The organism is Streptococcus sp. IsoGale021 (assembly GCF_031142795.1).
Taxonomy (GTDB): Bacteria; Bacillota; Bacilli; order Lactobacillales; family Streptococcaceae; genus Streptococcus; species Streptococcus hominis.
In genome coordinates, this window is sequence record NZ_JAKZJH010000006.1 from 12,482 (window position 1) to 25,552 (window position 13,071).

Annotated in this window: 11 protein-coding genes and 1 pseudogene; 6 read left to right on the forward strand and 6 right to left on the reverse strand. The window is 38.9% G+C overall.

Translation table 11 applies throughout. The features are described from left to right. Positions 1-28: 28 nt before the first annotated feature. A protein-coding gene (prfB, locus tag RG565_RS05575; RefSeq protein WP_100069422.1) for a peptide chain release factor 2 occupies positions 29-1,124 on the reverse strand; the annotation gives its coding sequence in 2 pieces (ribosomal slippage) (positions 29-1,051 and positions 1,053-1,124; 1,095 coding nt in all). Positions 1,125-1,328: 204 nt separating this feature from the next. After that, a pseudogene (locus RG565_RS05580) lies at positions 1,329-2,132 on the reverse strand (Cof-type HAD-IIB family hydrolase). A 111-nt stretch (positions 2,133-2,243) separates the two neighbouring features. Between RG565_RS05580 and RG565_RS05585 the strand changes: the two are divergent. Beyond that, a complete protein-coding gene (locus RG565_RS05585) occupies positions 2,244-3,101 on the forward strand; it encodes a metallophosphoesterase (RefSeq protein ID WP_268732242.1) in 858 nt (285 codons plus the stop codon). On the opposite strand, the gene RG565_RS05590 is transcribed toward RG565_RS05585, so the two are convergent. Then, a complete protein-coding gene (locus RG565_RS05590; RefSeq protein ID WP_282187058.1) occupies positions 3,098-3,898 on the reverse strand; it encodes a DUF2785 domain-containing protein in 801 nt (266 codons plus the stop codon). The genes RG565_RS05585 and RG565_RS05590 overlap by 4 nt on opposite strands. Before the next feature lie 151 nt (positions 3,899-4,049). Beyond that, positions 4,050-4,301: a helix-turn-helix domain-containing protein gene (locus RG565_RS05595; RefSeq protein WP_247937239.1), complete on the reverse strand. Its 252-nt coding sequence runs from the start codon at positions 4,299-4,301 to the stop codon at positions 4,050-4,052. A gap of 110 nt (positions 4,302-4,411) precedes the next feature. Here RG565_RS05595 and RG565_RS05600 point away from each other — a divergent pair, with 110 nt between their 5' ends. Beyond that, on the forward strand, positions 4,412-4,702 hold the full coding sequence (locus tag RG565_RS05600; protein WP_247937238.1) for a hypothetical protein: 291 nt from the start codon (positions 4,412-4,414) through the stop codon (positions 4,700-4,702). 85 nt (positions 4,703-4,787) lie between these two features. Here RG565_RS05600 and RG565_RS05605 read toward each other — a convergent pair whose 3' ends face one another. After that, entirely contained in the window at positions 4,788-7,481 is a 2,694-nt protein-coding gene (locus RG565_RS05605) for a cation-transporting P-type ATPase (RefSeq protein WP_247937237.1), read from the reverse strand. A 370-nt stretch (positions 7,482-7,851) separates the two neighbouring features. After that, entirely contained in the window at positions 7,852-8,238 is a 387-nt protein-coding gene (locus RG565_RS05610; RefSeq protein WP_003040361.1) for a DUF1934 domain-containing protein, read from the reverse strand. 208 nt (positions 8,239-8,446) lie between these two features. On the opposite strand from RG565_RS05610, the gene RG565_RS05615 reads away from it, so the two are divergent. Genes RG565_RS05615 through RG565_RS05630 form a run of 4 tightly spaced genes read left to right on the forward strand, consistent with a single transcriptional unit; the run spans position 8,447 to position 13,030 of the window. Next, positions 8,447-9,766: an HD domain-containing protein gene (locus tag RG565_RS05615; protein WP_247937236.1), complete on the forward strand. Its 1,320-nt coding sequence runs from the start codon at positions 8,447-8,449 to the stop codon at positions 9,764-9,766. Then, on the forward strand, positions 9,756-10,565 hold the full coding sequence (gene yidA, locus RG565_RS05620) for a sugar-phosphatase (protein ID WP_126406711.1): 810 nt from the start codon (positions 9,756-9,758) through the stop codon (positions 10,563-10,565). Before RG565_RS05615 ends, yidA begins: the two co-directional genes overlap by 11 nt. After that, positions 10,565-11,779, forward strand: a complete 1,215-nt coding sequence (locus tag RG565_RS05625) for an aminoacyltransferase (RefSeq protein ID WP_247937235.1) — start codon at positions 10,565-10,567, stop codon at positions 11,777-11,779. Before yidA ends, RG565_RS05625 begins: the two co-directional genes overlap by 1 nt. Positions 11,780-11,791: 12 nt before the next feature. After that, positions 11,792-13,030, forward strand: a complete 1,239-nt coding sequence (locus tag RG565_RS05630; protein WP_247937234.1) for an aminoacyltransferase — start codon at positions 11,792-11,794, stop codon at positions 13,028-13,030. Positions 13,031-13,071 lie beyond the last annotated feature (41 nt).

Genomic DNA, 13,071 nt, shown 5'->3' on the forward strand with positions numbered 1-13,071 from the left:
GTCTGCACCACTCTCGTAAATTTAATGTTTAGTTTAACCGCCATTTCAAGTAGGCATCGATGAAGCCATCAATATCTCCATCCATGACTTTGTCGACCTGTGCGACTTCAAAGCCTGTCCGATGATCTTTGACCATCGTGTAAGGAGTAAAGACATAAGAGCGAATTTGACTTCCCCAAGAAATTTCTTTTTTGTCTCCCTTTAAGGAATCCACTTCAGCTGCTTTCTTTTCTTGCTCCATTTGGTAGAGTTTCGCTTGAAGCAATTTCATTGCCCGATCACGGTTTCCATATTGTGTGCGGTCAACAGTGGATTGTGTCACAATTCCCGTTGGTATGTGGGTTAAACGAACACCAGTTGAAACTTTGTTGACATTTTGTCCGCCGGCACCACCGGAACGGAAAGTATCCATCTTGATGTCTTCGTCTCGCACCTCAATTTCAATCGTGTCATCCAACTCCGGCATGACTTCCACTGAAGTAAAAGAAGTGTGACGACGTTTAGCTGAATCAAATGGCGAAATGCGTACCAATCGATGAACTCCCATTTCAGACTTCAACAAACCATAGGCATGAGGACCCTCAAAAGACAAGGTAACAGACTTAATCCCCGCTTCATCTCCCGCTTGATAGTCCAATACTTCAACCTTGAAACCATGAGCATTGCCAAAGCGTGTATACATCCGCAGCAACATATCCCCCCAGTCTTGAGCTTCTGTTCCACCAGAGCCTGGATGAATTTCAAGGATAGCATTGTTATTATCATAAGGTTCCGACAAGAGGAGTGTCATTTCATAGCTGGTCATTTTTGTTTCCAACTCTGCTAATTTTTCTTCCAACTCTTCCTGTACAGAATCATCCTCCGCTAAAAAATCAAGCAAAATCTCTGATTCGTCAAATAAATCAGCCATTTGCTGGAAGTTATCATAGGTTTGCTTGAGTTCGTTTAATTCTTGAGATGTTTTTTGCGCCGCAATATTATCATCCCAAAAATCAGGTTCTGTCATCTTATTTTCTAAGATTGCAATTTCTTCTTCCAGGCCTTCTAAGTCAAAGAGACCCCCTGAAAGAAGCTAATTTTTCACGATTTGCGTCAATTTTTTGACGAATTTCTGAAATATCCATACTTACCTCTTTTCACATATCGTTTTATTATATCACAAGTCAGTATTTTTTTCTAATTTCTGACAGAGTCCAATAATAGTTATTGTATAAAATTTCTAATTCTGAATCAAGAAATTTCGTTCTTTGTTACATGATTGTTAGATAGGTTGCCATCTGGCTAAAAATATTAAGAGGTTAGATACGTCAAAATGACATTCATGATAGTCACCCCTTTACAACCTTTCGCTCTAGAATTTCTAAAACGCCTGATTCTTGATCGCTTGGTGCTTGATACATTGCTGTTTTCTTGACCTTGTCAGGAGCATTTGCCATCGCATAGCTGTGACCTACATAAGCTAGCATTTCTAGGTCATTTCCACCGTCCCCAAAAGCCATCATCTCCTGTGGTGCAATACCAAAATGCTGACTAAGGAATTCAATAGCAGAGCCTTTATGAACACCTCTTTGGATGATATCAATCGAACCACGTCCACTTGAAACTGCCTGAACGAGTTGACCAGTAACTTGATTTAGCTTTTCAAGGAGTTGATCTGTTTTTTCTTCTGGCACCAATAAAGCTAACTTGACAAAATCATCTTCTGGTAAATCCTGAAAATTAGAGATTTCTTTCAATGCATGGTAATAAATTGCAATTTCTTCTTTGTACTGTTTGGGTGCTGACTTGATCAAATAAGCAGAATGAAGCCCGCAAAGAGTTGTCGCATTTTCTAATCCTTCTAACACAAGCACGTCTAAAACCTTTTCAATCTCTGTTCTAGCGATTTTTTCTTCTCGTAATAGCTTCTCTCCCTCAAAAATTAGTGCTCCATTTTCTGAAACAATAATTAACTCATCCTGATATTTTGGAAAAAATGAAGCCAGTTAGGCATACTGATTGCCTGAAATGACGACTACTTTTATATCTTTTTCTTGTAATGCTCGATAAATTTTCTTAAAGCGCTTCACACCGTAGGTATTGTCTGAGCGCAGAAATGTACCGTCCATGTCAAATGCTACTAATTTTATCATTCGTAGGCCTCCTCTTGCTTCTATTTTACACCAAAAGACTTAAACCTTCCTATGATTTTTGGCGAAAAATTTATTTCTTTCATCGTCCCTCAAATATGCTACACTAGGAGCATGACAAATTTAGCATTTATGAGCGATCTTCATTTGGATTCAAACCAATTTACCGATGAAGACATCACCATTTTGATTGATTTACTAAAAAAGAAAAAAGTTGACCACATTCACTTTGCAGGGGATCTGTCTAATGATTTTGAACACATTAGTTTGCCTTTTTTACAAAAGCTCAAAAAATCCTTCTCCGTTTCTTACAATTTAGGCAATCATGACATGCTAGGAATGACTGAAGACGACATTCAACAGCACAATTTCAATGTACAATCATTTGGACAGACTCAGTTTATTAGCCTAGCAGGTTGGTATGACTATGGCTTCGTTCCCGAAAAAACACCTGAAGAACACAAACGAACCAAGCAATTTTTCTGGTTTGATAGACGATTGAACCGCAACACTGATGACCCTATACTCACTCAACAGACCCTAGAACAACTTGAGAGAATTTTGACTTCTCTGAATGATCCTATTATCCTAGCTATGCATTTTGTTCCTCACAAAGATTTTCTTTACAATCACCCTTATTTTCAGCGCTTTAATGCTTTTCTGGGCAGTCAAGCCTTTCATAATCTCTTTGTCAAATATGGTGTGAAAGATGTTGCCTTTGGTCATCTTCACCACCGCCACTCCGCTCGAATGATTGACAGTGTCTGCTATCATACAAGACCTCTTGGTTACATCCGCGAATGGCAGTTGACCCAACAATTCTTCGAGGATTATCCTCAATACAAAATATCTCAAATGTACCGTCTCCACAAACGCTATAATACAGTAAAAGACTTATCTCTTTTCCAATCATATAAGAAAAAGCACCTCCAAAAAGAACTAGAAGATGCACTTGTCATTTTTGATATTTAGTACGAAAACAACTGAATAGCTTCTCTTAGCTCGTCTGAGAGAGCTTTTTCTTTGTCTAACTGAAGATAAACTTCTAACAAGCATGAACGAGCATTAGAGAATTGCAAAAAGTCTGTTGAGTTTTCTAGTGGAAAGTCAAGTGAAGTTAACCAAGCTGCAACTCTGGTTTGTGAGAGTCTATCATTTAAAACAGCCTGATAGATGACTCGTGCCAAACGCCAGTCCTCATCACTGATAAAACGCCAATTCACTCTTTTAAAAATCTTTTCTAATACTTGTAGAACTTCATTTACTCGTGTTATAGGAAAATCTGGGTGACAAATAATCTCAACTAAAAGATCTGCACCATGAGCAAAGGCATGAACCCAACCATATTCTTCAGAATAGCCAGTCCTATCATTTTCATACAGCAAATAAGACATTCCTTGTTCAAATAGAGCCATTCTTTGCTGACTAGAAAGTCTTTTAAAATAAAGTGAATTTTTCTTAGCATCCGCATTTAGCAAATTAGCTAATAATAAAGCCGTAAAAGATCGAGTCAGAGTCGCTTGACCAATCTCTTCTTTTTTATACAAGAGTCCTTGTCGTTTTAGAGCCTCAATCGCTACAAAATCAAACTGTTCCTTTGTAAATAGTTGCTCTTGTATGGCTCTAGCTAGAGTAACAAAAATTAACTCATCTCGTATTTTATAATCAGGATGACCGATATAATCTAACATCCAAAGAATTTCTTCCCTTTCATAACGCACTTGATTATCAAGTAACTTCTGCTGTAAACTATCTTTTATTCTTACCATTTTATTCCTCGGCTAAGATGAAGAACTCACCATCCTGTTTAGGAAACTGTCCACAAATACTATTATTAATATCATCAGGCGCTAAATACTTTTTTGACCATTGACATATCATTTCAAAAATTGGTATCACAGGCTCTGCTTTTTCTGTCAACTAATAAGTAACGCGCATAGGGATTTTATTATATTGTCGTCTTTCCACCATATTATTTTGCATTAATTCTTTCAAAGTTCTAGAGAGAACAGTATCTGTAATATCTAGCATTTCTGCTTTTAGTTCATTATAGCGCAATGAACCTTTGATAAAAAGAATACAAATAATGCGCGAATTCCATTTTCCTCCAAAGATATTTAACCCATACTCTAATGGACAGCGGAGTTCTCTTTCGATTTTTCGTTGATACATATCTGCCTCCTCACAAAATAGTTAGTTACTCACTAATTTGGTAACGTATTGCATTTAAAATAGCACTATTTTATAATAAATTCAAATAAAAGGAAAGGAGACTTAATACTATGTCTCAGGTTAAAGCATATTTACAAATCACTCTAGATATTTCGGATGAAAATCGTCCTGCCGCAGCGAAAGTTTATAATGACTATCGCAAGCCATTTCTAGATACTATCGAAGGAGCTGTGAGCAAGAACTTACTTATTCGCACAGAAGATGTGCAAGTTTTACATGGTTTTGACTCTGTTGAGCACGCTCAAAATTATCTACAAAGCGATATGTCCAAAAATGATGTTTTTGTTGGACTTCAACCACTTTGGAAACAAGATCCAGATGTCCGTATTTATAGCTTATAATAAGTACTCAAAATTGTCGCATTCACGGCAATTTTTTATTATACTTTGATAATTAAAAAAGCCACCCGAAGATGACTTTTCTGTCTTAAATGGCATTTTTATCCATGCCTAATTTACGTTGAATAAATTTGACAATTTCCACAATGATAATCATGGAGAAACTTCCAATGAGAACGGCTCCCCATTGTGAAAAGTCTAATTTTGTTACATGGAAAATTCCTTCTAGTGGCTCAACCAAAATGGTAGAAGCCAATAAAATGAATGAAACAAGAATAGACCAGTTGAAAGTTTTAGATTTGAACGGCCCAACTGTTAGAAGTGATTGATAAACAGATTTTACATTAAAGGCATGGAAAAGCTGGATTAGTCCAAGCGTTGCAAAAGACATGGTCAATGCATCCGCATGAATGGCTCTCATGTCACCAATATGGACAGGATTCATCAAAGCATAAGCATAAACACCGAGTACCAAAGCACCTTGCAAAAGACCTTGATAAATAATCGAACTCATGACACCACCTGAGAAAAAGCTAGACTTACGACCACGCGGTTTATGAGTCATCACACCCGGCTCAGCTGGTTCTACACCCAGTGCAATAGCTGGGAAAGTATCTGTCACAAGGTTAATCCAGAGAAGATGAACCGGCTGCAGCACATCCCAGCCAAAAAGGGTTGCAAGGAAAATCGTCAACACTTCTGCTGTATTGGCTGAAAGCAAGTATTGAATGGTCTTTTGAATGTTAGAGAAGACTTTACGTCCTTCCTCAACAGCCACGATAATCGTTGCAAAATTATCATCAGCCAGAATCATGTCAGAAGCACCTTTCGAAACTTCTGTACCTGTAATCCCCATTCCGATACCGATGTCGGCTGTCTTCAAGGCTGGTGCATCATTTACACCGTCACCTGTCATAGCAACCACCTTACCTTGACGTTGCCATGCTTTGACAATTCGCACCTTATGCTCAGGAGATACACGCGCATAGACAGAATATTGACCAACAACTTTTTCAAACTCTTCGTCTGACAATTCGTTAAGCTCAGCACCAGTCATGACATGGTCTTTACTATCATCATTGATAATTCCAAGGCGTTTAGCAATAGCCTCCGCTGTGTCTTGGTGGTCACCTGTAATCATAATTGGACGAATACCTGCTTCTTTAGCCACTCGAACAGCTTCAGCAGCTTCTGGGCGTTCAGGGTCAATCATCCCAATCATACCTGTGAATATTAAATCATTTTCAAGATTTTCAGATGTTAAGTTTTCTGGAATGTCATCAATAATTTTATAGGCACCAGCTAAAACACGCAAAGCCTGATGGGCCATACCTGAGTTATTTTCCTTAATTAACTGAGTCGTTGCCTCATCAATCGGCGCAATATCGCCTGCCTTGTCACGAGCCACACAACGTTTTAAAAGTTGATCTGGCGCACCTTTTACAGCAACCAAGAATTTACCATCTGGCAAAGGATGAATGGTTGACATAAGCTTACGATCAGAATCAAATGGCAATTCTGCGACACGAGGATATTTCTCTAAGAAAGCTTTAACATCATACCCTTTATCAAGTGCATACTGAACAAAGGCTGTTTCTGTTGGGTCACCAATGAGTTTCCCGTCTTGGTCTATTTTAGTATCATTAGCAAGTACAACGGAACGTAGCAACGGTAAGTCGAGTCCAAGGTCAATATCTTGTTTTGCTTCATGCAAACTGCCGTCATAAAAGACTTTTTCAACCGTCATCTTGTTCATGGTCAAGGTCCCCGTCTTATCAGAAGCAATAATTTCAGTCGAACCAAGCGTCTCAACTGCAGGAAGCTTTCTGACAATGGAATTTCTCTTCGCCAAAACTTGTGTGCCGAGTGCCAGGACAATGGTCACAATAGCAGGAAGTCCTTCTGGAATTGCTGCCACAGCAAGTGCGACTGATGTCATCAATTCGCCCAGCGGGTCTTTTCCTTGAACGAATACACCGACCACAAAAGTGATTGCTGCAATGATTAAAATCGCATAGGTCAGCACTTTTGAAAGACCATTTAGATTTTGCTTGAGTGGGGTATCTGTTTCATCAGCATTTTGGAGCATACCAGCAATATGACCGACCTCTGTAAACATACCTGTATTGACAACGACACCCATTCCACGTCCATACGTGACGTTTGAATTTTGGAAAGCCATATTGATGCGGTCGCCAATACCTGCATCAGCAGCTACATCAACAGTCAAATGTTTTTCAACTGGAACGGATTCACCAGTCAGAGCCGCTTCTTCGATTTTTAAAGAATTTGCTTCTAAAAGACGCATGTCGGCAGGAACCACATCCCCTGCTTCAAGCATAACGATGTCTCCAGGGACTAGTTCTTTTGAGTCTATTTCTGTCACATGTCCGTCACGCAGCACGCGCGCAGCTGGACTAGACATGGATTTGAGCGCTTCAATCGCTTCTTCTGCCTTTCCTTCTTGGTAAACTCCAAAAATAGCGTTAATGATGACAACGGCTAAAATAATAATGGCATCCGCAATATCTTCACCACCTGAAGTCACAACCGAAAGAATAGCCGCAATCAGCAAAATAAGAATCATCAAATCCTTAAATTGCTCGATAAATTTCATCAGAAGAGATTTTTTCTCTCCCTCATCCAGTTCATTGCGTCCGTATTCATTTAAACGCTTAGCGGCTTCATTGCTTGATAAACCTTGCTCAGAAGTTTCTAAATTTTTTAAAACTTCCTCCGAACCTTGCGTATAAAACGCTTGGCGTTTTTGTTCTTTTGACAAAATATTTCCTCCTTTGATCCCTTTTTGACAAACAAAAAGAGACCTGTTTATTGCAACAAGTCTCGCTGTTTCATACAAGGCCGGAAATTGCTTTCGTATTGACGACCTTGTAACGGATATCCCGCTAGCTACTCCCTTGAGTGTTTTTATTATACCAAATTCTTCAATTTTTTCAAGCAAAAAAAAAGTTCAATTTTTATCTATTTTTTTACCAAACAAATAATAAGACGAGATGAATAAAATAATGGCTATGATGATTGTCCCTGCTAGGTCAAAGAGCCTCGCCTCTCGTTAGAAAAAACCAAATAAATCTGCTGATAATGAAAATAGCCGTCATCACTCAACTAGGAAGGTTTCTTTTCATATCTTTCTATCTCCACGAAATTTCCATTTGATAATCCGCAAAAGTTCGCTCGCCGTCAGGCGTTCTCAATTGATAATGAAGATCAAGTGTCTGCTTTTTCAAATCAACTTGGTAATAACTTGTTTTCGTGATAAATTGCTGCATGCCTATTGGTGTCGGAATCCCAACCAAAGCTTCTCCCTCTTTGATAAATCGCATCAAAGATTTAGGAGTAGAGAAGCGTGTCATGACCAGTTCTTCATCATGAAACTTCAGCACAACCTTCTCTCCTTCTTCATTTTTAAACAATAAATAATGATAAGCGCCTTTTTGAGTCCAATCTACATCGTAACTTTGGTCAATTTGCTCTACTTGCTCATCTATTTGAATTCGATTTTGGATTCTAATTTTCACTCTTCAAATTTCCTCGTCTTCCTATTTCTTTTTTCATTTTAGCAGAAAATCAAAAATATTTCTCCCATTTTTTCTTATACTTTTATTTTACCATAGCTCTGAATGGGAGAATTTTTGAATTAAAACAGCAAGTTTGAATCGCTATTTTAAGAGTTTATAGACTACTTTGTTATTTGGACTGCTAGACGAGATGTGGTATAATAGAACCATGATTGAAAAAGTATTTCGTGATCCCGTCCACAATTACATTCATGTGGATCACCAAGTCATCTATGATTTAATAAACACCAAAGAATTTCAACGACTGCGCCGCATTAAACAGTTAGGAACTTCCGGCTATACTTTTCACGGAGGCGAGCACAGCCGTTTTTCGCATTGCCTCGGAGCATATGAAATTTCAAGACGAATCACAAAGATATTTGACGAAAAATATCCAGAGGTTTGGGATCGTCATGAAAGCTTACTTGTCATGGCAACAGCACTCTTGCACGATGTAGGTCACGGTGCTTATTCACATACTTTCGAGCGTCTCTTTGATACTGACCACGAGGAAATTACACGCCAGATTATCACAAACCCTGAAACAGAGATTAACCAAGTTCTCATTCAAGTTTCGCCTGATTTTCCGGAAAAAGTAGCCAGCGTTATCAATCACACCTATCCAAACAAACAGGTGGTGCAGCTCATTTCCAGTCAGATTGATGTCGATCGCATGGACTATCTCTTGCGAGACTCCTACTACACAGGCGCTTCTTATGGGCAATTTGATTTAACACGGATTTTGCGCGTTATTTGTCCTGTTGAAAATGGTATCGCTTTCAAACGCAATGGTATGCATGCCGTGGAAGACTATGTCGTCAGTCGCTACCAGATGTATATGCAGGTTTATTTTCACCCTGCTAGTCGGGCAATGGAAGTGCTCTTGCAAAACTTGCTCAAGCGAGCAAAATTTCTCTATGAAAAGCAGAAAGACTATTTTGTACTCTCTTCTCCCAACCTCATTCCCTTCTTTGAAAAGCGGGTAACCTTGAAAGATTATTTAGCATTGGATGACGGTGTGATGAATACTTATTTCCAGGTCTGGATGACAAGCCCTGATACGATTTTGTCTGACTTGGCACAGCGTTTCATCAACCGCAAAGTCTTTAAATCCATTATTTTTTCAAAAGAAAATGAGAAATATCTGAATGTTATGCGGGATTTGGTTGCAGAAGTCGGTTTTGACCCTGACTACTATACCGCTATTCACCGCAATTTTGATCTGCCTTATGATTTTTATCGTCCAGATGTCGAAAAACCACGCACTCAGATTGAAATTATCCAAAAGGATGGTAGCCTCGCTGAGTTATCCACTTTATCCCCTATCGTCGAAACATTAGCAGGCACAAGGCATGGCGACAACCGTTTCTATTTTCCAAAAGAAATGCTAAAAGAAGCTGGACTTTTTAGTGAAAATAGTAAGACTTTCTTGTCGTATATCAAAAACGATCAATTTATTTATGGAGAATCACACGAACATGAACATTAAACTAATTGCCGTTGACATTGACGGAACTTTATTAAACAACAAAAGAGAAGTCACACCAGAAGTTTTTTCTGCTGTACAAGATGCCAAAGCTGCTGGAGTAAAGATTGTCATTGCAACCGGACGTCCCATTCCAGGAGTGAGAAATTTGCTCGAAGAATTACATCTAAATGAGCCAGGTAATTATGTCATTACCTTCAATGGCGGGCTGGTTCAAGATACAGTCACTGGGGAAGAATACATCAAAGAACCTTTGTCCTATGAAGATTATCTGGATATCGAATGCCTCAGTCGCAAGCTAGGGGTTCACATGCACGCTATCACTAAGGACGGTATTTATACTGCTAACCGTAACATTGGAAAATACACCGTTTATGAAGCTGGGCTGGTCAATATGCCAGTCTACTACCGCACTCCAGAAGAAATGGTAGATAAAGAAATTGTCAAAATCATGTATATTGACGAACCAGAAATTTTGGATCAAGTAATCGCTAAACTTCCAAAAGAATTGTACGACAAGTACACACTCGTGAAATCTGCACCTTTTTACTTAGAAATTGTCAAAAAAAATGTCAACAAAGGAGCTGCAGTCGTGCATCTAGCAGAAAAATTAGGATTGACAAAAGAGGAGACCATGGCAATCGGAGACGAAGAAAACGACCGTGCAATGCTAGAAGTCGTGGGAAATCCTGTTGTAATGGAAAATGGGACTGACGAGTTGAAGAAAATTGCCAAGTATATTACCAAATCAAACGATGAATCCGGCGTTGCATACGCTATTAGAGAGTGGGTTTTAAACTAATGTACACTTATAAAATCGGAATATCTGCTCAAGAACACGATGATTTTGTTAAGAAAAGTTCTCAAACCAATTTGCTTCAAAGCGCTTCTTGGGCAAAGGTCAAAGATAATTGGGACAATGAACGAATTGGTTTTTACAGGAATGACCAATTAGTGGCTTCTGCTAGCATTCTCATCAAGCCTTTGCCGCTCAGTATGACCATGCTTTATATTCCGCGTGGCCCTATTATGGACTATCAAGATCAGGAATTGCTACACTTTGTTCTGACTTCTTTAAAAAAATTTGCCAAAACTAAAAAAGCTCTTTTTATCAAGTTTGATCCCAGTCTTTTCCTCGTGCAGGCTCAAATTGGAGAAGACAGAAAAGAACAGCAAGAAACACTTGACGTGATTCAAAATCTCCAGAAAGCTGGAGCGATTTGGGTGGGACGGACAGAATCACTTGATGAAACGATTCAACCACGTTTTCAAGCAAATATTTATAAGGACAATTTCAGCGAAGAACTTTTATCGAAGAGCACACGTCAAGCCATTCGCACCGCACGCAACAAAGGTATTCAAGTCCAATTTGGTGGCAAAGAGCTTTTGGATGATTTCTCTGCTTTGATGAAAAAAACAGAGAATCGGAAAAGCATTCATCTACGCGGGCAGGATTACTATCAAAAACTGCTGGATACTTACCCTGAGCATTCCTATATCACACTTGCAAGCATTGACTTAAACGAGCGTCTGGAAAGTCTCCAAGCTCAAAAAGTTAAGGCTGAAAAAGAAGCCAGCAAATTCACTGAAAAAACTAAGCCTGGTAAAATTGAAAACAACAAGCAAGAACAAAAACGGCTGCAAGAAGAAATGGATTTCTTATCAGAAAAAATAGCTCAAGGTGTAACAACCGTGCCTTTATCTGGAACTTTAGTTCTAGAATATGGAGCTACCTCTGAAAATATCTATGCTGGAATGGATGAAGAGTACCGCCGCTACCAGCCAGCTCTCCTCACTTGGTATGAAACAGCAAAACACGCCTTCGACCGTGGAGCGGACTGGCAAAACATGGGCGGTGTTGAAAATGATTTAGACGGCGGGCTTTATCACTTTAAGTCCAAGTTCAATCCAACTATTGAAGAGTTTGTCGGAGAGTTTAACTTGCCAACCAATCCACTCTATCATCTCTCTAACCTTGCTTATACTTTGAGAAAGAAATTCCGCAGCAAACACTAAGAAAGGAATCGTATGACATTCAGACAACTTAGTCAGGAAGAATTTGTAAACCATAGCGCATCTTGCAATCAACGTTCTTTTATGCAAACAGTAGAAATGGAAAAACTCTTAGCGAAACGCGGTTTTACTTGCCAATATGTCGGTCACACAAATGAACACGGTGAATTAACCATTTCAGCCGTGCTCTACAGTATGCCCATGACAGGCGGACTTCACATGGAAATCAATTGCGGTCCTGTTTCAACAAATCCTCACGACCTGCAACACTTTTACCGTGAACTCAAGACCTACGCCAAAGAAAATGGTGCTTTAGAGCTAATTGTCAAACCTTATGAAACTTATCAAATATTTGACAGTAATGGACAGCCTACTTCGCTCGAAAAAACAGAATTGATAAAAGATTTGACAGACTTAGGTTATGAATTTGATGGCTTGCAGACAGGTTATCCAGGTGGCGAACCTGATTGGCACTATGTCAAAGATTTGACTGGAATTACAACAGATAAATTGCTTAATTCCTTTAGCAAAAATGGTAAATCGACTGTAAAAAAGGCCAATACTTTCGGCATTCAATTAAAAAAGCTGAAACGAGACGAATTAAATATTTTCAAAGAAATCACTTCTGCCACTTCCGAGCGACGTGAATATAGTGACAAACCTTTGGATTACTACCAAGATTTCTACGATGCTTTTGGTAATCAAGCGGACTTTATGATTGCAACGCTTAATTTTCAAGATTATCTGCAACATCTGCAAAATGATCAAAAAAAACTCAGACAAAAAATTCAAAAATTAGAAGCGGATTTAGAAAAAAATCCTCAGTCAGAGAAGAAGCACAATCAACTGCGTGAATTCTCTAGCCAATTTGAAAGTTTTGAAACACGCAAAGCCGAAGCGCAAGAATTGATAGATAAATATGGAACAGAAGACCAAGTTCTTGCAGGCAGCCTCTTTATCTATACACCACAGGAAGCGACTTACCTCTTTAGTGGTTCCTATCCTGAATTTAACAAATTCTACGCCCCAGCACTTCTCCAAGAATATGTCATGAAAGAAGCTATCAAGCGAGGTATTCCTTTTTATAATTTTCTTGGTATTACAGGAATTTTCGACGGGTCTGACGGCGTTCTCCGTTTCAAACAAAACTTCAATGGCTACATTGTTCGCAAAATGGGCACCTTCCGCTATTATCCACAACCACTTAAATTTAAAATTCTCAGTTTGATTAAAAAATTGCTACGGCGCGCTTAAAAACTCTCAAACAGATTTTTGAGAGTTTTTAAAGTATTCAC

What these genes read in the sequence shown, in the direction of transcription:
- RG565_RS05615 (WP_247937236.1), top strand. Translation starts at nt 8,447, where the DNA reads ATGATTGAAAAAGTATTTCGTGATCCCGTCCACAATTACATTCATGTG.
- RG565_RS05590 (WP_282187058.1), bottom strand. Translation starts at nt 3,898, where the DNA reads ATGGTAAGAATAAAAGATAGTTTACAGCAGAAGTTACTTGATAATCAA.
- RG565_RS05625 (WP_247937235.1), top strand. Translation starts at nt 10,565, where the DNA reads ATGTACACTTATAAAATCGGAATATCTGCTCAAGAACACGATGATTTT.
- RG565_RS05585 (WP_268732242.1), top strand. Translation starts at nt 2,244, where the DNA reads ATGACAAATTTAGCATTTATGAGCGATCTTCATTTGGATTCAAACCAA.
- RG565_RS05600 (WP_247937238.1), top strand. Translation starts at nt 4,412, where the DNA reads ATGTCTCAGGTTAAAGCATATTTACAAATCACTCTAGATATTTCGGAT.
- RG565_RS05630 (WP_247937234.1), top strand. Translation starts at nt 11,792, where the DNA reads ATGACATTCAGACAACTTAGTCAGGAAGAATTTGTAAACCATAGCGCA.
- yidA (WP_126406711.1), top strand. Translation starts at nt 9,756, where the DNA reads ATGAACATTAAACTAATTGCCGTTGACATTGACGGAACTTTATTAAAC.
- RG565_RS05595 (WP_247937239.1), bottom strand. Translation starts at nt 4,301, where the DNA reads ATGTATCAACGAAAAATCGAAAGAGAACTCCGCTGTCCATTAGAGTAT.